Origin of the sequence: Microbacterium sp. APC 3901 (assembly GCF_030407765.1) — a bacterium.
Lineage (GTDB): Bacteria > Actinomycetota > Actinomycetes > Actinomycetales > Microbacteriaceae > Microbacterium.
Genome location: NZ_JASDCU010000001.1, coordinates 195,543 through 214,443, shown reverse-complemented (window position 1 = coordinate 214,443; position 18,901 = coordinate 195,543). Strand labels below are relative to the sequence as shown.

The following is an 18,901-nucleotide window of genomic DNA, read 5'->3' as shown; positions in this document are numbered from 1 at the left end:
CATGAGGTTATATATCCACCGAATGTGCTGCAATATTCTCTGCTCGTGACGACGAGACGACGCGAGAACCCAGTCCCTGCCCGCTGAGCGACGTCAGGTCGCGGCTGAGGGCCGACGCGCTACGGGGACCCTGGTGCCGAGAAGGCGCCCGACATGGCGGTGAAGCGCGGGGACGAGATGCTCGTGCTCCCCCGCGTCAGCGCGGGTCAGCAGTTTCGTCATCACGTAGAGCTGCGACACGATGCCGCCTTCCGACTCCAGATCTCGCCGGAAGCGTCGCGCGATCGGGTCGGCGACATGAGGCACGGCGAGCGAGTGGCCGAGCAGGAACGCGGCGTCGTACCCTCGAGGGGCAAGACCCCACGCCTCCCAGTCGGCGATCGCGAACGGATCGCGGTGGATGTTGTTCCAGTGCAGGTCGCCGTGACTCGGCCGCCAGCCGTCTGAGTCGATGTCCATCTCGAGGCCGAAGAAGACGCTGATCCGCCGGCGCATGATCTCGGGATCGAGCACCATCCGATCCGTCGTCACGACCGACAGGGCTTCGAGGTTGCGCTCCAACTCCCCCCACCACGGCTCGTCGAGACCGGGCACCCCTGCGAGCACCGCGTCCGTCGCGCACACTCGCCCGGGCAGCAGCGTCATGAGTTCGGCGCGGTACACGAGGGGTCCGTCCTCCCACGCCCGCACATCGAGCAGGCGCGGCTTCGCGACCCCATCGATACGCGAGGCGTCCTGGTTGCCGGTCCACCAGGCACCGCGCGCCCGATCTCTCGCGGACCAGACGACGCGCAGCCAGTACCGACCACCGGCGCGCTCTACGACCGAGCCGATGGACCGGTCGCGCCACCCGAATCGGGCACGCCCCACCCCGTTGAGACCGAGGTCCGCGAGCGAACGGGAGTGAGCGGTACGCAGGGCGATGCGCAGAGCGGTGCTCGTGGTGGCTACGGCGTCGACAGTCGTCATCAAGATCCTTTCGAGGTGCAGCGCCCGAACGACGCAGGAGTGCGTTCGTATGACGGCATTGCGGCGTCTCATGAGGCTAAGAAGCACGGTGCCGCGAGCGCAAGATGGCGACGCATCACATATCGGATCAACGGAATCCCGCTCAGCGGGCTATCACCGGCATCCGAGACGCCTGGTCGGGGTCGTCCGCGCGATCGGATAGACTGTTCAGGTTGTTCCCTGGTGACGTGTCCGAGCGGCCGAAGGAGCACGCTTGGAAAGCGTGTGTTGTGCAAGCAACCGCGGGTTCGAATCCCGCCGTCACCGCCAAAAAGATCAAGGGTCTCCGCGCCAGCGGGGGCCCTTGATCTTTTTATCGAGCACCGTGGGATTCGGGGAGAACCGAGCGCCAGCGAGGATCGGAGTCCCGCCGTCACCGCCAAAAAGATCAAGGGTCTCCGCGCCAGCGGGGGCCTTGATCCTTTTATCGAGCTCCGAGGATTCCGCCGGTCAGGCGAACGTCACGCCGTAGCTCTGCCCGCCCGGTTCTGCGGGCAGGGGGGTCATACCGAGCCGTTCGTAGAAGGCGGCGGCTCCGATGTTGTTCGGGTCCATGCCCAGGTGCAGACCGCGCACTCCCCGGCGGGTGAGCTCGGCGAACAGCGTCTCGATCAGCTGCCGCCCGAGCCCCTGTCCCTGCGTCTCGGGCAGCAGGTCGATGTGCAGATGGGCCGGGTAGTCCGCCGAGTTTGCGTTGCGGCCGGGTGCCTGTGCGTAACCGTGCTCGATCATCCGCTCCTCGCGGGTCGTCGGCTCCGCCGCCTGCGGATACCGGTCCTGCAGCGTCGGCCACCATTCGTCGCGGAACCAGGTGGCGAAGGCGTCCGTGTCGTCGGTCGCCACGATGTAGCCGATCACGCGCTCGTCATCGGTCTCGACGACCCAGGCGAGGTCGGGATGCCGTTCGGCATAGGGCACCGCGAAGAGGTCGCCCCAGAGCGAGTCGTCGGAGAACAGGCCGGTCGCGTCTGCACCGGCATCCGCAGTCCTCACGCACACCTCGTAGAGGGCATCGCGGTCGGACGGACGATAAGGACGGATGCGCGACACTGCTGCTCCTCGACGGGTGGGGGTGAGCTGTCAGCCTATCGGCGTGACCGCCGGGTCGTCTCGCCGCGTCGCCGACTGCACCCACGGCAGCAGCCACGCCCCGAGCACCAGCACGACACCGGCTCCGACCAGGGCGCCGCCGAGCGTGTCGGTGGCCCAGTGCACCGACAGCAGGGTGCGCGAGATCGCCATCGCGACCACCCACGCGATGCCGAGGATCGCGGTCCACACCCGCGGGAAGACGAGCCACAGCACCATCGCGATCGTCGCAGCGTTGGCTGCATGCCCCGAGGGGAATGAACCGAAGTCGCTCGCCACGATCATGTCCTCCGGGCGCGCACGGCCGAAGAGGTGCTTGAGCAGCTGCACCGCCCCGGCGCTCACGAGGAACGCGACGGCGGCGAACACGGCTGCCTGCCATCGTCGCGCGATCAGGAGAGCGACGATCACGAGCACGGGCACGAGCAGGATCGCGATCCAGCCTCCGCCGATGTGATCGAGCAGCAGAGCGAACGACAGCATCCAGTCGGAGCGCGACGCGCTGACCGTCTCATTCCACCAGGTGTCGAATCCCGGTGGCTCGGTGTACCCGAACACGATCGCTGCTCCGAGGAGCGTCGCCGCGACGAGCATCCCTGTTCCCGTCCACAGCAGCGTTCGTCTTCTCATCGCTCTATTCTGCCGGTCGGACGCTGAGAATCAGGGAGCCAGCATGCCGACGCTCCGCGGACGCACGATCAACCACAGCGAGAGGATGCCGATCGCGGCGCAGCCGACCATGACCGAGGCCATGCTCGTGGCGGTGATTCCGGTGCCGTGCGAGATCCATCCGACGACCGGGGAGACGAGTCCCGCGACGCCGAAGTTCGTGGCGCCGATGACCGATGCCGCGGTGCCCGCAGCCTTGCCGTGGCGGTCGAGGGCGAGCACCTGCACGTTCGGGAACGTGAATCCGCAGGCGGTCATGAAGAAGAACAGAGGGATCACCGTGCCCCAGAGCCCGAGGCCGAGCTGGTCGGTCACGATGATCGCGACCCCGGCCAACAGCAGCACCGCGGTCGAGTACGCCATGACCCACTGCGGGCCGAACCGAGCGGCGAGGCGGGAGGCCGTCTGGACACCCGCGACCACCCCGAGGGAGTTGACGGCGAACAGCAGGCCGTACTGCTGCGCGTCGAGTCCGTGGGTCTGCTGGAACAGGAACGGCGACGCCGACAGGTACGAGAACAGGCCCGAGAAGGTCATGCCGCCGATGATCAGCACACCGATGAAGACACGGTCGGAGAACACCGAGCGATACCGCTGCATGACAGTGGCGCCGCCCTTCTCCTGGCGCCGCGCGATCGGCAGCGTCTCGGGTATGAACACCACGGTCGAGATCAGCATCAGCACGCCGTAGAGGGCGAGCACGACGAAGATGCCGCGCCACGGCATCAGCGTGAGCAGCCATGAGCCGATCAGCGGGGCGATCACCGGGGCCACGCCCGAGACCAGCGCGAGCCTCGACAGCATCACGACCAGACGGCGTCCGCCGAAGAGGTCGCGCACGATGGCCATCGCGACGACGCCACCGGCAGCGGCGCCGACGCCCATGAGCACGCGAGCGCCACTGAGCAGCGGAAGGGTCGGTGCGTAGGCGGCGGCGACGCTGGCCAGCACATGCAGGGCCGTGACGATGATCAGCGGAACCCGCCGGCCCACCTTGTCGCTGAGCGGCCCCACCACGAGCTGACCGAGTGCGAAGCCGATCATCGTGCCGGTCAGGGTCAGCTGGATCGCGGCTGCGGTGGTCTCGAAATCCTGCTCCAGCACCGGGAACGCGGGTAGATAGAGGTCGATGGTGAACGGTCCGAGCGCAGTGAGAGCCCCGAGCAGCACGATGTACAGCGCGCGGCGACCGTTCGAGATCGAGTCGCCGGGGTGCAGCATGATCGGCGCTGTGGCCGGGTTCGACCCCAGGGTGCGGATCGCTCCGGTCGCCGACGGGATGCGGATGCTGCCGGTGGCCGTTCGCTCGGGGGCGGAGGTCGAGATGGAGTCAGTGCGTGGAGCGTCGGGCACGACGGTCCTTCCGAAGTTCGAGGGCGTGCAGGAAGAGTGAGAGATCGAGTCGCGAGAACGGTCGGATCGGCGACGAAAGTCGAATCGATTCGATCCGGGCGAAGTCTCCATGCTACAGCCCGCTCGCACGCACCTGTATGTCGCATCGACGCTGAATGGTCAGAAACGCATCCGTCCGGCCTTCCGGGGATGCGTTTCTGACCACCCAGCAGTGGACCACCAGACGTCAGCCGACGTGGTGTCAGCGCAGGCGCGCGAGTCCCTGCTCGAGGTCGGCGATCAGGTCGTCGACGCCCTCGATGCCCACCGACAGACGCACGACGTTCTCGGGCACGGCGAGCGCGGTGCCGCGCACCGAGGCGTGCGTCATGTCCGGCGGGTAGCCGATCAACGACTCGACGCCTCCGAGCGACTCGGCGAGCTGGAAGATCTCGGTCGATTCGGCGAACGCCTTCGCCGCATCCGCACCCGCCGAGAGGCCGAGCGACAGCATCCCGCCGAAGCCGCTCATCTGCCGTGCGGCGATGTCGTGCCCGGGGTGCGAGGCGAGCCCCGGGTAGTAGACGGTCGCGAACTCAGGGCGAGCCGCGGCCCATTCGGCGATGGCCTGCGCGTTCTCGGAGTGCTGGCGCACCCGCACCGCGAGCGTCTTGATGCCGCGGGTCGTGAGCCAGGCGTCGAGCGGCGCCGAGACGGCCCCCACGGCGAACTGCTGGAACTTGATCTGCTCGAAGTAGCGGTCGTCGCCGAAGACCACCGCGCCGCCGAGGACGTCGGAGTGTCCGCCCAGGTACTTCGTGGTGGAGTGCACGACGAGGTCTGCGCCCAGCGAGAGCGGCTGCTGCAGCGCCGGAGAGGCGAAGGTGTTGTCGACGACAGCGATGGCACCGGCCGTGTGCGCGATCTCGGCGATGAGCGCGATGTCGACGATCTTCAGCAGCGGGTTGCTGGGAGTCTCGACCCAGACGATCTTCGTCTCGGGGCGGATCGCCGCGCGCACCGCGTCGAGGTCGGACAGTTCGACCGTCGAGAACTCGATCCCCCACGGAGAGAGCACGCGGGCGAACAGACGGTAGGTGCCGCCGTAGACGTCGTTGCCGAGCACGACATGGTCGCCGGGCTTCAGGATGCCGCGCAGCAGCGCGTCTTCCGCGGCGAGACCCGAGGAGAACGACAGGGCGTTCGCGCCACCCTCGAGCGCCGCGAGCTGCGTCTCGAGCGATGAGCGTGTCGGATTGCCGGCACGGTTGTACTCGTAGCCGTCACGGAACCCGCCGATGCCGTCCTGCACATGGGTGGACGCCTGATAGATCGGCGGGATGATCGACCCCGTGGTCGGGTCGGGCGCCTGACCTGCGTGGATGGCTCGGGTGGCGAAAGCATGCTCGGACATGCCCTCAGCCTACGTCCGCCCCGGGGGCGACAGCCGCCCCTGTTACGCCGGGCGTCAGCGCGAGAGGTACGACAGCAGATCCTGCCTGGTCAGCACCGTGTGCGGCTTGCCGTCGAGCGTGACGAGCAGCGCGTCGGCGTCGGCGAGAGCGGCCCGCGCCTGAGCGAGAGGAGCATGGATGCCGATCAGCGGCAGCCGCTCGCCGACGTGCTCCCCCACGGCGTCCGCAGGCTTGGCGTCTCCGCGGAACAGCAGGTCGAGCAGCCCCTTCTCGTCGACCGTGCCGACGACCTCGCCCATCATCACGGGAGGCTCAGCACTCAGCACCACCAACTGTGAGACGTCGTACTCGGTCATCATGCCGATGGCCTCGAGCACCGTGTCGGTCGGGTGCGCATGCACCAGGTCGGGGATGCTCGTCGCTCCTCTGGGGCCCTGAGCCTGTCGAACCGTGCGGGCGGCCAGCACGTCGGACACGGTCTCGCCCTCCTCGACCTCGCTGAACCCGTAGGAGCGCATCCAGCCGTCGTTGAAGATCTTGCCGAGGTAGCCGCGTCCTCCGTCGGGGAGCAGCACCACCATCACGGCATCCGCCGGCAGATCACGCGCGACCCGCAGCGCGCCGACCACGGCCATGCCGCTGGAGCCGCCGACGAGGATTCCCTCCTCTCGCGCGAGCCGCCGGGTCATCGCGAACGACTCGGCGTCGTCGACCGCGACGATCTCGTGTGGGACCGTCGGGTCGTAGGCGCCCGGCCAGATGTCCTCGCCGACGCCCTCGACCAGATACGGGCGACCCGTGCCGCCGCTGTAGACGCTTCCTTCGGGGTCGATCCCCACGATGCGCACGCGATCCTCCGACACCTCGCGCAGATAGCGCCCGGTGCCCGTGATCGTGCCGCCCGTGCCGACACCGGCGACGAAGTGCGTGATCAGTCCGTCCGTATCCCGCCAGATCTCGGGACCGGTGGTCTCGTAGTGGCTCCGCGGGCCGTTCGGGTTCTCGTACTGATTGGGCTTGAACGCTCCGGGGATCTCACGGGCGAGCCGATCGCTCACGCTGTAATACGACTCCGGGCTGTCAGCGGCCACCGAGGTCGGCGTGACGACGACCTCGGCGCCGTAGGCTCGGAGCACGTCGATCTTGTCTTCGCCGACCTTGTCCGGCAGCACGAAGACGCACTTGTACCCGCGCTGCTGGGCGACCAGAACGAGGCCGACGCCGGTGTTGCCGCTCGTGGGCTCGACGATGGTGCCACCCGGCTGCAGGTCGCCCGATGCCTCGGCCGCCTCGATGATCCGCGACGCGATGCGGTCCTTCGCCGAGCCGCCGGGATTGAGGTATTCCAGTTTCACCAGCACGGTGCACGCGACGCCCTCGGTGACGTGCTGGAGCTTCACGAGGGGCGTGTCGCCGACGAGATCGACGATGGAGTCTGCGTACTTCATGTTCACAGAGTACGTGCGACGATGCCGCGACCGGGGCTGTGTTGCGCCCGATCGCGGCATCGTATGGTCCGCATCTCAGTGAGAGCCGATCAACCCTTCGTGGAACCCGCCAGGAGCCCTCGCACGAAGTACCGCTGGAGCGAGAAGAACACGATCAACGGAACGATGATCGAGACGAACGCCCCTGCGGTGAGGAGGTACCAGCCCTCCCCGCGTCCGGTGATCTCGGCGAGCACCTTCGTGATCGGCGAGGCGGCGCCGTCGGCGAACACGAGGGCGACGAGCAGGTCGTTCCAGACCCACAGGAACTGGAAGATCGCCACCGACGCGATCGCCGGCATGGTCAGCGGCAGCACGATCCGGAAGAAGATCTGACCACGGGATGCACCGTCGACGCGTGCGGCCTCGATGATCTCGCCGGGGATCTCCGACATGAAGTTGTGCAGCAGGTAGATCGCCAGCGGCAGAGCGAACATCGTGTGGGCGATCCACACCTGCGCATAGCCGCCGGATGCGCCGAGACCCTGAGTCACCTGCACGCCGAACAGGTTGATTCCTCGCGAGAACGACGACAGGAGTGGAACGAGTGCCATCTGGATCGGCACGATCTGCAGTGCGAACACGAAGATGAAGAGCGCGTTGCGGCCCTTGAAGTCGATCCACGAGAACGCGTACGCCGCCATCGCCGCGATCATCAGAGGGATGAGCGTGGCAGGGATCGTGATCACGATCGAGTTGAAGAACGACTCCAGGATGGTCAGCTGCGTGGTGCCGGACTGCAGCACTGCCACGTAGTTGTCGAAGGTGAACTGCGGGTCGGTGAAGAACGTCCACCACCCGGTGGTCTCGATCGCATCCCTCTGGCGGAACGACGAGATGAACAGTCCGAGCGTCGGAATGGTCCACACCACGGCGATGACGATCGAGGCGACCGTCGCCCATGGACGGCTGAGACGCTTGCGTGCACGGCCCGCCGACGCTTCGAAGCGTCCGCCTGTCGTGATTGCCCTCGTGCTCTGGCCGGTGTCTGAGTTCACGGTGTCGGTCATCGGATCTCCCGCTGCTTCTTGATCTGGCGCGCGTTGTAGATGACGATCGGGAGCACCAGGATGAACAGGATGACGGAGAGCGCAGCACTGCGACCCGCCTCGAACTTGGAGAACTGCGTGTACATCTCGTTCGCGAGCACCGACGTCCCGTAATTGCCACCGGTCATCGTGCGCACGATGTCGAACACCTTCAGCGAGGCGATCGAGATCGTGGTCAGAACGACGATCAGCGCGGGGCGGATCGACGGGATCGTCACCGAACGGAAACGCTCCCAGGCGTTCGCGCCGTCGAGTTCGGCCGCCTCGAGAAGCTCGGTGGGAACTCCCTTGATCGATGCCGAGAGCACGACCATCGCGAAACCGGTCTGCACCCAGATCAACACGACGATGAGCGCCAGGTTGTTCCACGGACCGTTCAGCAGGAACTGCTGCGGCTCCCCGCCGAACCAGACCAGGATCTGGTTGAGCAGACCGATCTGCTCGAACTCGGGGCCACGGTAGGCGTAGACGAAGCGCCAGATGATGCTCGCGCCGACGAACGAGATCGCCATCGGCATGAAGACCAGCAGCTTGTAGATCTTCTCGCCGCGGGTCTTGTCGATGAAGACCGCGTAGGCCAGACCGACCATGGTCGAGAGCGTCGGAACCAGCAGCACCCAGACGATGGTGTTGACGACCGAGGTCACACCGTCCGATTGCGTGAAGATCCAGAGGTAGTTCGAGAAGCCGACGAAGTCGCTGCCGGTCGAGTTCCAGAACGACGCGTACACCGTCTGGATCGACGGCAGGATCAGGCCTGCCAGAAGCAGCAGCATCGCCGGAGCCATGAAGGCGACGAGCTGGATCAGGTATCCGGCTCCGTCACGCGAGCGGTAGTCGAGGAAGAAGAACAGCGCTCCCACGGCGACTGCGACTCCCATCGCCCAGTAGTACGAGTTGAAGAACCACATAACCGCGAGCGGGATGAGGAGGCACATCGCGAGGCGGATGCCGGTGTAGAGCGCGCCCTTTCGCGGCGCGATGTCGACGAGAAGCAGGATGACGACGACGACCACCGCGAATGCGATGACCACGGCGAGAGCCTGGGCGATCGGGGGCAGAGACCCGATCCATTGGAAGAACACAGTCGCGTTCATGGATTCCCCTTCATGAGACGGAGCTGATCAGCGGTCCGCGCGACGATGCGCGGACCGGGTGCGAGAAGGTGGGCCACCCCCTCGGGTGGCCCACCTGGTCAGATCAGCTGGAAGGCCAGCCGGTCTCGATCTGCTCGAGCACCTCATCGGTCGAGGTTCCGTTGATCCAGGCGACCATGCCCTTCCAGAAGGTGCCGGAGCCCACGGCCCCGGGCATCTGGTCGGAGCCGTCGAAGCGGAAGGTGACCGAGTCGTCCTGGAGGAGCTTGATCGACTCCTGCAGGATCGGGTTCTCGACGGCCTCGATGTCGACGCCCTTGTTGGCGGACGTCACGCCGCCGAGTGCGAGACGGCTGTCGGCCCATTCGGGGCTCGAGAGGTACTCCAGCACCTTCTGCGTGGCCTCGTCGTCGCTGAACGCGCCGACGATCTCGCCACCACCGGTGATGAACGTCTCGTCCTCGCTCTGGCTCGGAAGCAGGAAGGCCCAGACGTCGCCCTCCTCGGAGATGTCCGTGCCCTCCGGGAAGAAGCCCGAGAGGAACGATGCCTGGTGGGTCAGCGCGCACTCGCCGCTGGCGACTGCCGGCGCGACATCACCGAACGCGGTCGAGTTGATCGAGCGCACGTCGCCGAAGCCGCCGTTGACGTAGGCCGGGTTGAGCAGCAGCTCACCCGTGGCGTCGAACGCCTCCTTGATCTGCGGGTCGGTGAACGGGATCTCGTTCTTGACCCACTGGTCGTAGACGTCGGCACCGGCGTTGCGGAGCACGAGGTCTTCGATCCAGTCGGTGCCCGGCCATCCGGTCGCGACGCCCGACTCGAAGCCGGCGCACCACGGGGCCTTGCCGCTCGTCTCCTGGATGGTCTGAGTGAGCGTGAGCAGCTCTTCCCAGCTGGTCGGCTCCTCGACGCCCCACTCGGCGAACTTCTTGGGCGAATACCAGACCCAGCCCTTGACGCTCGCCATGAGCGGTGCGCCGTAGAACTCGTCCTCGTAGGTGCCGAAGTCGACCCACCCCTGCGTCCAGTACTCCTTCGCGTTCGCCTCGACCGCTTCGGGTGCGGGCTTCAGGAAGTCGCGGGCCGCGTAATCCGCGAAGAGTCCGGGCTGCGGGAAGATCGCGATGTCGGGCGGGTTGCCGCCCTGCGCGCGGGTGCCGAGCTGCGTCTCGAAGTCCTGGCTGCCCTCGTACTTGATCTCGATGTCGTTCTCTTCTTCGAAGTCCGCCCAGGACTCTGCGAGCAGCTCCGCTTCGCCCTCGACGATCGTGCCGTAGATGGTGACGGAGTTGTCTCCGCCGCCGCCGCCCTCCGTACCGCCGTCGGTGCCGCCAGGGGCACCACAGCCGGCGAGCGCGATGCCCGCGACTCCCAGCAGTGCGATTGGCGCGTAACGCCGGGAACGCTGTGACAGACCCATGTGAATTCTCCTCTTCGAGTTTCACGGCTCCCACGTCATCCTGCGCCGCCCCTCGGCACAGAATCGGGAACCGATTCCAGGACAACCTACCGGGGTCTGTGAGCCCGGCACAATAAGCCAGGATCACAAGCTCGCAACCATTCGAGCTGTACGAGACCGTCGGATGGGAGCGCTCTCTCGCGGGTCGTATGGAACCGGTTCCTTTCCCGCCGCCGAGCGGCTACGCTGACATCGGCGCGGGGGCAGCAACGCGCCGGATCATGGTCGAGGAGGACCCATGAGCACGATCGCGGACGTCGCGGCGCGTGCAGGCGTATCGAAGGCGACCGCGAGCCGCGCGCTCAGCGGACGCGGATACGTCGCGGAAGGCACCCGCCAGCGGGTGACGGATGCCGCCGAGGAGCTGGCCTACGTGGCACACTCCTCTGCGACGAGCCTCGCGACGGGACGCACGCAGACCGTCGGGGTGATCATGCCTCCGGTCGATCGCTGGTTCTTCGCCGAGCTGCTGGCCGGCATCCAGGAATCTCTGTTCGCCCTCGACTACGAACTCGCCCTGTACGGCATCCGCGAGGGCAGCGAGACCCGAGAGCGCCTCTTCGACACGGTGCTGCCGGGCCGCCGGTTCGACGGGATCATCGCCGTCGGCATCCAGCCGAGCGCGCACGAGCTCGAGCGTCTGCATCGCTCGGAGCGACCCCTGGTCAGCGTCGGCCCCTACAGCGAAGGGTCGAGTGCCGTGTCGATCGACGACGTCGCCGCCGCCCGCATCGCCACCGAGCACCTCATCGAACTCGGCCACACCGACATCGCCTTCATCGGCGGATCCGCGGATCCTGACGACCTCAGTTTCGGCGACGCCCAACGCGTCGACGGATATCTCGAGGCACTCGCCGCGGCCGGCCTGGAGGCCATCGCAAGGATCGCCTATGCGCGTCCGACGATGCCCGGCGGCTACGCCGCTGCCGTCGAGCTTCTCGGCGACCGCAGAGGGCGGCCCACCGCGATCGTCGGCGTGTGCGATGAGGCGGCGATCGGAGCGATGATCGCGGCCCGTCGTCTGGGGATCGCCGTGCCGACAGAACTCAGCATCGTCGGCGTCGACGACCACCAGCACGCGGAGATGTTCGCGCTCACCACCATCAAGCAGTCGCCGCGAGAGCAGGGGCACGAGGCCGTCCGCCTGCTGCGGCAGCAGATAGACCGTCCTGGCTCACCACGAGAGCACACCGTGACGGCATCCGCCCTGGTCGTTCGCAGTTCCACCGCGGGTCGTCGCTGACCCCGACGTCATCGCCCGGCTCCGGACGCACGAAAGCCCCGGGCGAACCCGGGGCTTTCGTGAAGCGTTCAGACGCTTCCGGGTCGAGGCGTCACGCCGCGACCCGGAACGGATTACTTGAGGGTAACCGTGGCGCCTGCCTCTTCGAGAGCAGCCTTGGCCTTCTCGGCGGCTTCCTTGTTCGCGCCCTCGAGCACGGCCTTGGGAGCGCCGTCGACGACGGCCTTGGCCTCGCCGAGACCGAGCGAGGTGAGCTCGCGGACGGTCTTGATGACCTGGATCTTCTTGTCGCCCGCAGCCTCGAGGATGACGTCGAAGGAGTCCTTCTCCTCAACCTCTTCAGCAGCGCCGCCGCCTGCGCCGGCAACGGCGACGGGGGCAGCAGCGGTGACCTCGAACTTCTCCTCGAACGCCTTGACGAAGTCGTTGAGCTCGACGAGGGTCAGGCCGGCGAACTGCTCGAGCAGCTCCTCAGTGGTGAGCTTAGCCATGATGTATCTCCTAGATAGATGGGGTTTGTTGAACGAGAACGTCAGGTCGCTTACGCGGCCTCAGCGGTCTCCAGCTTTTCGCGAAGAGCATCGATGGTGGCGGCAGCCTTGCCCATCGTGGCCTTCATCATGCCCGCAGCCTTCGCCAGCAGAACCTCACGGCTCTCCAGCGCGGCGTACTTGTTGACCTCGTCGGCAGAGAGGGCGTTGCCCTCGAAGATGCCCGACTTGATCACGAGAAGCGGGTTGGCCTTGGCGAAGTCACGAAGAGCCTTGGCAGTGGCGACGAAGTCACCGTGCACGAACGCGACGGCCGACGGACCCTTGAGGTCGTCGTCCAGCGCGGTGATGCCAGCCTTGTTGGCGGCGATCTTGGTCAGCGTGTTCTTCACCACGGCGTACTCAGCGTCCTGACGGATGCTGTTGCGCAGCTCCTTGAGCTGGGCAACCGTCAGACCGCGGTACTCGGTCAGCAGAACGGCAGTCGAGTTCTCGAATGACTTCGTGAGCTCGGCGACCGATGCGTCCTTCTGCGCCATGGTCACTCCTTGGTGTGTACGAGGCGCCTCACGGCGGTGAGGCACCGACCCTTGACCGCATGCAACAGAAAAGCTCCGGCGCAAGCGCACGGAGCTTTGGAAGTTCGTGTCCTGCGCGGGCCCCTGCTGAGCAGAGCTTCGATCGTCTCGCGTTCGCACGCATGACGATGACCAGCGGTCTTCGGTTGCTATGACTCTACCTCACCGCATCCCGCGTTCCCAAATCGGCCAAGACTCACCGCCGGTGCGCTGCGCGCCCTCCGTGGCCGGCGAGCGCGTCTGCAGCGCGGATGAGGCTCAGGTGCGAGAGAGCCTGCGGGGTGTTGCCCGCCTGTCGCGCGTTCGCGACGTCGTACTCCTCCGACAGCAGGCCGAGGTCGTTCGCCATGTCGACCACGCGTGTCATCAGGTCGCGGGCCTCGTCGATGCGCCCGCTCGTCGCGTACTGCTCGACCAGCCAGAAGCTGCACGCGATGAAGGGATGCTCTCCCCCATCGAGTCCGTCGACACCCGACTCCGTCCGGTAGCGTCGGACGAATCCGTCCGTGAGCAGCGCGCGCTCGATCTGCTCCACGGTGCGGATCATCCGAGGGTCGTCGGGCGCGCAGTATCCGACCTGCGGAAGCACGAGCAACGAGGCGTCGACCTCGGTCGAGCCGTAATGCTGAGTGAAATACCCCTGTTCTGCCTCGATTCCACGACCGTCGATCTCGCGGCGCAGCCCGTCGCGGACCGCCGCCCATCGATCGGCGTCACCCGGGAGGCCGTGCTCCCGCACGGCGCGGACACCGCGGTCGAGCGCCGCCCACATCATGACCCGGGAGTGGGTGAACCACTGCGGCTCCCCCCGGATCTCCCAGATGCCGTTGTCGGGGCGCTCGATCGAGGCGATCACCTGTTCGATGAGCGCGCGCTGCAGCGGCCACGAGAAGTCGCCCTCCTCGAGGCCGGCGATCCGGGCGCACTCGAGCGCGACCAGCACCTCGCCGATCACGTCGCCCTGGTATTGGTCGACCGCGCCGTTGCCGATCCGCACCGGTGCGGCGCCTCCGTAGCCGGGCAGGCTCGTGAGCTCGCGTTCGATGAGATCGCGCTCTCCGGCGATCCCGTACATGATCTGCACCTCCTTCGGCTCACCGGCGACGGCCCGCAGCAGCCAGCGTCGCCAGTGGTGCGCCTCGGTGAGGAACCCGTGCGCGATGAGGGCCTCGAGCGTCAGCGCGGCATCCCGCAGCCAGACGAAGCGGTAGTCCCAGTTGCGCGAGCCGCCGAACTCCTCCGGCAGCGATGTCGTCGCCGCAGCCACGATTCCGCCCGTGTCCTTGTTCGTGAGTGCCCGCAGCACGAGCAACGAGCGCACGACCACATCGCGGTGATCTCCGTCGTGCCTGATCCCGCTCGCCCACCCCTGCCACCAGGATCGCGTCCCGGCGATCGCAGCGTCGACATCGAGCGGCGACGGCGCATGCTCGTGCGAGGGGAACCAGCTGAGCGTCAGGTCGCGGACCTCGTCTGCCGACACGGTGAAGGTCGCCCGGTGCCGATGATCCTCCGCGATGAGCCGCACTCCCCGCACGATCACGGCCTCGGGTCCGGCCGTCGCGCGCAGTGCCGGCTCCTCGCTCGTGCCCACCTGCCGCACCCAGGGGAGCCTGCGTGAGTAGTCGAAGTGCAGCCGCAGCTCGGTGACGAACTCGACCTGACCTTCGATGCCGACGATCCGGCGCACCACATCGCTGCGCGAAGGATGCAGGGGCATGAACTCCTGCACTTCGGCGACGCCGTCGGCCGTCTCCCAGCGTGTGACGAGGATGAACGTGTCCGACACGTAGTGCCGCTGCGAGGTCGCCGTCGCGTCGAGCGGGCGCAGACTCCAGCATCCGTTGCTCGCCTCGCCCAGCAGCGCCCCGAACAGCGAGGGAGCATCGAAGCGAGGGAGACAGAGCCAGTCGATGCTGCCCTCCTTCGAGACGAGCGCGCCGGTGCGGCAGTCGCTGAGCAGGGCGTAGTCCTCGATCGGTGCGGGCATCGATCGAGTCTGACATGTTCGCCCGGGGTCGGAGCGATACGGTGAGAACATGACCGACGCGACGACGCTGGTGATCCTCGGAGCGGGTGGCGACCTCACCTCTCGCCTCCTCCTGCCCGCTCTGGGCCAGCTGCTGACGAGGGAGCCCACGCGCTCGGTGCGGATCATCGGCACCGACCGTGAGGAATGGACGGATGCCGAGCTGCAGACGGTCGTCGAGACGGCCTTCGCCTCGATGGGCGCCGAGGCCGCGGCAGCTCGCGTCGATGCCACGTATCTGCGCACCGACATCACGCGCGCCGATGACCTGCGCTCGCTGCTGGGTGGGCTCACCGGTCAGGTCGCCGTCTACTTCGCAGTGCCTCCCTCGGTCGCGGCAGCGTGCATCGCGACGCTCACTCCCGACATGCTGCCCTCGGGCGCGATGCTCGTCATGGAGAAGCCCTTCGGCACGGACGAGGCGGGGGCTCGAGAGCTGAACCGCGCGCTGACCGCGCTCGTGCCGGAGAGCCAGGTCTTCCGCGTCGACCACTTCCTGGGCCGCTCGACCACACTGAATCTGCTCGGGGCGCGGTTCGCGAACCGCATCCTCGAACCGCTCTGGTCGGCCGAGAGCATCGAATCCGTCGACATCGTCTACGACGAGTCACTGGCGCTGGAGGGACGAGCGGGCTACTACGACAAGGCGGGCGCGCTGGTCGACATGATCCAGAGCCACTTGCTCCAAGTGCTCGCCGTGCTCGCGATGGAAGAGCCCGCCACTCTCGACGAGATCGAGTTCCGTGCCGCGACCGGCGCGGTGCTGCGCGCGACCACCGTGTGGGGCGACGATCCTGTGGCGTCGTCTCGCCGCGCCCGATACACCGCCGGAGAGGTCGACGGCACAGCGAAGCCGTCGTACGTCGACGAGCCCGGGGTCGATCCGGACCGCCAGACCGAGACTCTCGCCGAGGCGACGTTCGAGGTGCGCAACGCCCGGTGGGCGGGGATCCCGTTCCGACTGCGCTCCGGCAAAGCCCTCGGCACGCCCGCCAGAGAGATCGTCGTGCGCTTCCGCCCGGTCCGCCACCTGCCTCGGGGACTCACCGGCACGTCGGACGGCGCCGTCCTGCGGTTCTCGCTCGGCCCGGACCGGATGTCGCTCGAGCTGAACCTCAACGCGTCGGAAGACCCGTTCGAGCTGGAGCGGGCGACCCTGTCGGCCGAGCTCGGCGAAGGCGCGCTCAAGGCCTACGCCGAGGTGCTGTCCGGAGTCCTGGACGGCGATCCGATGCTGGCGGTGCGCGGCGACGCCGCCGAACAGTCCTGGCGCATCGTGGCCCCGGTCCTCGAGGCGTGGCGGCGGGGCGATGTGCCGCTCGACGACTACGTCGCCGGTTCCTCCGGCCCGCAGGGGTGGCCGACGCTCGACTGACCAGTCGCCGACGCGGAGAGTGTGCGATGGATGCCGCAGGGCGGCGTGTGCGGGAGTGAGAGTCGGCGACCGGGGTTACCCTCGATAGGTGACCCCCGAACTCCAAGCTCGCATCGTCGCGGACTCCCGTGACCGCGTGGCCTGGATGAGGGCACGTTCGCGCGGGATCACCGCCACGGACGTCGCCGGACTCACGAGCGAGAGGTCGATCGCGCGCGCGGCCGACTCGAAGCTCGGCGGTGGCCCCCGCTTCGGGGGCAACGCGTACACCGATCACGGACGGCGCCGCGAGCCCGAGATCGCCGCCTGGGTGGCGGCGACCCACGGCATCCTGCCCTCGTCCGCCCTGTTCCGCGCCGAGGTCGAGCATCGCCACCTCGCGACCCCCGACGGCATCGCCGTCGACGCAGACGGCCGCGTCAAGCTCGCCGAGATCAAGACCACGAACAAGGCTTTCCGCGGCATCCCCCGCACCTACCTCCGCCAGATCTGGTGGCAGCAGCACGTGCTCGGGGCCGAGCGCACCCTGTTCGTCTGGGAGGAGCACGTCGACTTCGCTCCGATCCACGATGAGCCCCGCTGCGTCTGGATCGACCGCGACGACCGCGAGATCGCGAAGCTCGTCGGCCTGGCCACCGACCTCATCGACGAGCTGTACCGACGGACCACCGGCATGCAGGTGCCGACACGGATCGCGGATGCCGCGGCCGCCGCCGCGGCCAGCCGCCGCGAGCACCTTCGCGAGCGCGACGCCTTCCGCGCGCTCGCGCTCGCAGACTAGGCACCGTTCGCCGGAGTGCAGGTCGGCGCGCCCGCGAGCAGTGGAGCGTTGTACGTCGCCGTCGTGACTCCGGGCGAGGTCCACCCCGAATAGGTCGTCCGCATCTCGAGGACGACGTCGGCGCCCAGCAACGACCCGAGCACCCCGAGAGCAATCCCGTCGTGATGTCCGCCGTGTACCTGCCCTGCGCATCCGGCCCGGTGACTGTGGGGACGATCACCGTCGTGCCGACGCGCCACTGCACGTTCGACGATGTCATGGTGGAGTACGGCGCCGAGGCGTTGGGCCACTGGAAGACGATCTTCATGAACGAACCACCGATCAGCGGAGGGCGGATGCACGAGGAGAAGCCGGTGACCTGGGGCGGTGCGAGACGCAGCGCGGTGATGGTCGTCCTCGCGTGGTCGGTGTCACCGAACGCCGCCTCGGTCATGCGAACCGTCGGTGCCATGCCGACTCCCAGGAGGAGCGCCGCCCCCGCGACGCCGGCGAGGATCCGCCGGCCGCGTCGGCCGGTCACGACTCGCCCTCCCTCGGACGGGCCGCGCCACGACGCCGGGCCGCGCTCAGCCCGGCCCCGCTCGCGATCAGGGCCAGCGCCCCGCCGATCAGCCAGGGCTCGAACGGTGCCGCGCCCGTCGTCGCCAGCCCTCCGTCCGGCCCGATCCTCGCCGACTCACCGGCCCCCCGCGCGTGGACGCGCACCTGCGTCGTGCCGTCATCTTCTCCGTCGAGAGCGATCACGAGCCTGAGGTGCGCGACCTCTGTGTCCGCCATCTCGACGAGCGGCACTTCGACGCCGTCCCGCGGCATCGACCAGCCGGACTCGAGAGCGGCCTCTCCCTCGGAGCAGCCGCCCTCGCCCCACTCCTGCGCGCAGCGGAGCACGTCGATCACGAGCGCCGCACCCCCTCTCGCGCTGATCCCGACCACCACGGTCCCCGGGTCCGGCGCCTCGGCGCTCACCGTCACGTCCCACTGCACCGACTGTCCTGGCGACAGCCTCGACGCAGCGTCCCAATCGGCGACCGAGACCAGCCGCAGGACCTCCCCCTGCACGACCTGGGTCGACGGGGCCGCCGACGCGGGCCCCGCCCCGACCAGCGCTCCGGCGAGGATCGCCGAGACGCCCACCCCGCACGCCGCCCGCCGGTTCATCGGCCGGCCTCGCGCGGTTCGCGCCGCGCCCGCGGGCTCGCCGTCGAGCGCGGCCAGAACGCCCAGGCGACCAGAGCGGTCGCGACGACCGTGAGACCGCCGAGCACAGAGGGGTTGCCCATCGCGACGACCACGGTCGCGATGCCCGGAACCGAGAGCAGCACGACGCGCACCGTCTGCACGGTGTAGGGGTGCGGATCGTCGGCCGCGTTGGCGTCTCCTCTCATCGTGATGATCCGCTCGTCCTCGCTCGCACCGGGGGCGATCGAGGTGACGCGGTGAGTGACCGGCAGATCGCCCTCTCGATCGACGGTGACCACATCACCGACCTGCACCTGTGAGGCTGCGACGCTCTGCACGACCGCGACGGACCCCGCCGGAATCGTCGGCGCCATGGATCCGGTGCGGAACATGATGAGAGTGATGTTCGCCGTGAGTGCGACGATCACCAGCACCATGCAGGCGAGTCCGGCGAGGGCCGCGACCCAGAGGAGGGCATCGGCGAGGGCGCTGCCGAGGCCTCGCCGCGCCGAACGGGGCGGCACGGATGCCGAACCCGGGGGCGCCGACGGCGACTCGCCGATCGTGGCCGCCTGCTCACGCAGACTCCGCCTCGTCGGTGCGCTCATCATCTCCTC

The 18,901-nt window shown here is 67.9% G+C and carries 17 protein-coding genes and 1 tRNA gene; 4 read left to right on the top strand and 14 right to left on the bottom strand.

Annotated features, from left to right (window positions below):
- Positions 1-93 precede the first annotated feature (93 nt).
- Entirely contained in the window at positions 94-969 is an 876-nt protein-coding gene (locus tag QMA07_RS01035; RefSeq protein ID WP_290159297.1) for a hypothetical protein, read from the bottom strand.
- Between the two features lie 221 nt (positions 970-1,190).
- Here QMA07_RS01035 and QMA07_RS01030 point away from each other — a divergent pair.
- A tRNA-Ser gene (locus QMA07_RS01030) sits at positions 1,191-1,278 on the top strand.
- A 180-nt stretch (positions 1,279-1,458) separates the two neighbouring features.
- On the opposite strand, the gene QMA07_RS01025 is transcribed toward QMA07_RS01030, so the two are convergent.
- From QMA07_RS01025 to QMA07_RS00990, 8 genes are all read right to left on the bottom strand, one after another.
- Complete coding sequence (locus tag QMA07_RS01025; RefSeq protein ID WP_290159296.1) at positions 1,459-2,058, bottom strand: GNAT family N-acetyltransferase; 600 nt, start codon at positions 2,056-2,058, stop codon at positions 1,459-1,461.
- Positions 2,059-2,088: 30 nt separating this feature from the next.
- A complete protein-coding gene (locus QMA07_RS01020) occupies positions 2,089-2,727 on the bottom strand; it encodes a phosphatase PAP2 family protein (protein WP_290159295.1) in 639 nt (212 codons plus the stop codon).
- A 30-nt stretch (positions 2,728-2,757) separates the two neighbouring features.
- Complete coding sequence (locus tag QMA07_RS01015) at positions 2,758-3,987, bottom strand: multidrug effflux MFS transporter (RefSeq protein ID WP_290159472.1); 1,230 nt, start codon at positions 3,985-3,987, stop codon at positions 2,758-2,760.
- Between the two features lie 373 nt (positions 3,988-4,360).
- Entirely contained in the window at positions 4,361-5,512 is a 1,152-nt protein-coding gene (locus QMA07_RS01010; RefSeq protein WP_290159293.1) for a cystathionine gamma-synthase, read from the bottom strand.
- Between the two features lie 54 nt (positions 5,513-5,566).
- Complete coding sequence (locus QMA07_RS01005) at positions 5,567-6,961, bottom strand: cystathionine beta-synthase (protein WP_290159292.1); 1,395 nt, start codon at positions 6,959-6,961, stop codon at positions 5,567-5,569.
- Between the two features lie 89 nt (positions 6,962-7,050).
- Entirely contained in the window at positions 7,051-8,010 is a 960-nt protein-coding gene (locus QMA07_RS01000) for a carbohydrate ABC transporter permease (protein ID WP_290159290.1), read from the bottom strand.
- Complete coding sequence (locus tag QMA07_RS00995; RefSeq protein ID WP_290159289.1) at positions 8,007-9,146, bottom strand: sugar ABC transporter permease; 1,140 nt, start codon at positions 9,144-9,146, stop codon at positions 8,007-8,009. Before QMA07_RS00995 ends, QMA07_RS01000 begins: the two co-directional genes overlap by 4 nt.
- A gap of 103 nt (positions 9,147-9,249) precedes the next feature.
- The gene (locus QMA07_RS00990) at positions 9,250-10,569 is read right to left on the bottom strand and encodes an ABC transporter substrate-binding protein (RefSeq protein ID WP_290159287.1); all 1,320 of its coding nucleotides are present in this window, start codon (positions 10,567-10,569) and stop codon (positions 9,250-9,252) included.
- A 277-nt stretch (positions 10,570-10,846) separates the two neighbouring features.
- Between QMA07_RS00990 and QMA07_RS00985 the strand changes: the two genes are divergently transcribed.
- Positions 10,847-11,851, top strand: coding sequence for a LacI family DNA-binding transcriptional regulator (locus QMA07_RS00985; RefSeq protein ID WP_290159286.1), 1,005 nt, complete (start codon positions 10,847-10,849; stop codon positions 11,849-11,851).
- A gap of 113 nt (positions 11,852-11,964) precedes the next feature.
- On the opposite strand, the gene rplL is transcribed toward QMA07_RS00985, so the two are convergent.
- The 3 genes from rplL to QMA07_RS00970 form a co-directional block, all read right to left on the bottom strand.
- Positions 11,965-12,342, bottom strand: a complete 378-nt coding sequence (gene rplL, locus QMA07_RS00980; protein WP_042539579.1) for a 50S ribosomal protein L7/L12 — start codon at positions 12,340-12,342, stop codon at positions 11,965-11,967.
- A gap of 50 nt (positions 12,343-12,392) precedes the next feature.
- A complete protein-coding gene (gene rplJ / locus QMA07_RS00975) occupies positions 12,393-12,881 on the bottom strand; it encodes a 50S ribosomal protein L10 (RefSeq protein ID WP_053097428.1) in 489 nt (162 codons plus the stop codon).
- Positions 12,882-13,116: 235 nt separating this feature from the next.
- Positions 13,117-14,910 (bottom strand): glycoside hydrolase family 15 protein, encoded by a 1,794-nt coding sequence (locus tag QMA07_RS00970; RefSeq protein ID WP_290159284.1) that lies wholly within the window; start codon positions 14,908-14,910, stop codon positions 13,117-13,119.
- 49 nt (positions 14,911-14,959) lie between these two features.
- On the opposite strand from QMA07_RS00970, the gene QMA07_RS00965 reads away from it, so the two are divergent.
- Positions 14,960-16,324, top strand: coding sequence for a glucose-6-phosphate dehydrogenase (locus tag QMA07_RS00965; RefSeq protein WP_290159283.1), 1,365 nt, complete (start codon positions 14,960-14,962; stop codon positions 16,322-16,324).
- A gap of 88 nt (positions 16,325-16,412) precedes the next feature.
- Entirely contained in the window at positions 16,413-17,105 is a 693-nt protein-coding gene (locus QMA07_RS00960) for a YqaJ viral recombinase family protein (RefSeq protein WP_042539571.1), read from the top strand.
- Between the two features lie 516 nt (positions 17,106-17,621).
- On the opposite strand, the gene QMA07_RS00955 is transcribed toward QMA07_RS00960, so the two are convergent.
- Both QMA07_RS00955 and QMA07_RS00950 read right to left on the bottom strand, forming a co-directional pair.
- Positions 17,622-18,263, bottom strand: a complete 642-nt coding sequence (locus QMA07_RS00955) for a hypothetical protein (protein WP_290159282.1) — start codon at positions 18,261-18,263, stop codon at positions 17,622-17,624.
- Positions 18,260-18,892, bottom strand: coding sequence for a signal peptidase I (locus tag QMA07_RS00950; RefSeq protein ID WP_290159281.1), 633 nt, complete (start codon positions 18,890-18,892; stop codon positions 18,260-18,262). The genes QMA07_RS00955 and QMA07_RS00950 overlap by 4 nt, the downstream gene beginning before the upstream one ends.
- Between the last annotated feature and the right edge of the window lie 9 nt (positions 18,893-18,901).